Origin of the sequence: Pseudomonas sp. Irchel s3f10 (assembly GCF_900187515.1) — a bacterium.
Classification (GTDB): Bacteria; Pseudomonadota; Gammaproteobacteria; order Pseudomonadales; family Pseudomonadaceae; genus Aquipseudomonas; species Aquipseudomonas tensinigenes.
This window is the reverse complement of the sequence record NZ_FYDZ01000034.1, coordinates 1-1,988: the sequence shown is the minus strand read 5'-3', so window position 1 is coordinate 1,988 and position 1,988 is coordinate 1. Positions and strand designations below refer to the sequence as shown.

The 1,988-nt window shown below is 57.1% G+C and carries 1 pseudogene; it reads left to right on the top strand.

Annotation, left to right across the window (positions count from 1 at the left end):
* Positions 1–174: 174 nt before the first annotated feature.
* Positions 175–1,988 (top strand): annotated as a pseudogene (locus CKW17_RS29425) (Ig-like domain repeat protein); the annotation flags it as partial.

Sequence of the window (1,988 nt, the reverse complement as noted above, 5' to 3'; positions counted from 1 at the left end):
AACCTGTCAGACTTGACAGGTGTGCAAACCCTTCAACACAGGTTCAATCACTCCATCACCCGACACGGAGTGCACGCCCATGTTCGCCATCCACCCCGCGCTTGCACGCACCCTGCCTCTCGATGAATTCGACTACCACACGACGCCTGCGCGCTCTTCAAGAGGTCTTGCCTGATGCCTTCTCACACACTCTTCCGCTTCCCTCCCCTGAGGGAAGGCAATGACACACTGGTACTGCGCCCGCTGCTGATTCCAGGGATGCTCGAACCGACGCAAGACGGCGATGGCGGTATCAACATCAACGTGGCCACCGACGATCCGCAGGGCCTGCTTTGCGTGATCAATCCTTATCTGCCCCCCATGAAAGAGGGGGACAAACTCGAGATCCACTGGAATAACGAGAAAGTGCTCGAACGATTCGTAGCGGCCGACGAAGTCAATCAGCGGGTGTTCTTCTATTTGCCGACGCCGGCAGAGTCGGGGTGGGCTGAGAATTGCCATTATGTACTGACCCGCGTGGGCGAGACTCAGCCCGATCCACCGCCGGCGTCCTTGCGGGTACTGATCAAGCTTTACAAGCCAGGAAATCGTGACAAGGATCCGCATTTGCCCGACGGCCATTCAGAACTGAACATCGTGCAGTTGCCGCCCGAGCTGGTCGAACAGGGCGTCATAGACGCCGAATGGGCAAAAAACGGGGTGCCGGTCACAATCCCTCACTACGTGTACTGCACGCGAAACGATAAAGTCAGATTGCAGGTAGGCGACTATTCGCTACCCGCGCACCCCATCACCCAAGACCAGGCCGACAAGAAGCAACCGATCGAAATCCGCATCGAACAGGAACACATTCTCCGCGCCGGCGATGGCCTGAAACGGGAAATCAAATACGACATCAATGATGAAGTGTGGAACTGGGCCGACCGCCATTCCAAACGCACCTACATTGACGTGGACGCCGGCGGCTGGCGCCTGGAACCGCCAATCTTCAAGGAAGCGGTCAATAAAGTCATTACCATCCGGGATTTGAACAAGCTGCCGGTAACAGTACAGATCCACGTCAACCCCAAGGACTTCAGTCTGGGCGACAACGTGGAAATGACCTTCATCGGTAAACCGCCAGGCAACGCTGAACCGATCGTTTGCAGCGCAACCCGCGAGATCGACAACATTCCCGCGGTGCTGGAAATCAAGGTGCCCTATGACTTGATCAGGGCCCTCGCTCTGGGCAAAGCCGACGCCTCTTATATTCTCTACAAAAAGGACGGTGGCGACCCGCTGTCTTCCCAGCGGACCATTGCGACTGTAGTGGGCGACGTCAACATGTTGCCCGAGCCGACCCTTCGCGAACTGATCGGCGACACCCTCGAACCGGACGAGCCCTACGCCACTGTCGATGTGCGCTACGGCATGAAAAACGGCGATCTGATCTGCCTGAGATGGTATGGCACCCGGTCCAATGGCGACGAGTATGAGCACGAGGTTCCGCATATCGTCAGCGACAACGAAGCCAAGGAAGGCGTGGTGACGTTCTACATCAATGATGAACACATCAGTGTGCTTGATAACGGCACGCTCGACCTTTCCTATGTCGTCGCCAACGATGCACCGGGTCTTCTCGCTATCACAGAGTCCGAGCGCTTGCTGGCTAAAGTCGAGAAGATCCGGGCAACGCTGCCCAAACCTGTTGTCGAGGAGGCCGAGCCGCCGGGGGATGTGCTTGATCCGTCGAAGGTGTTCGACAGCGTTCATGTGCTGATCGGCGAGGCGAAAACCGTCAGAGGCGATGTGCTGACGTACTACTGGCGAAGCCCCAACCCCTTCGGCAGTATCAGCGACTGGGTGCCGATCACCACTGTGAGTGAAGGCCAGCCTGTGCGCTTCAGAGTCGACAAGGAATATGTCACGTCGAACATCGGGCAGTACGTGAAAGTGCGTTATTCGGTGTTGCGCGCCTCGAACGGACGACATGAATATTCGGCCACGCT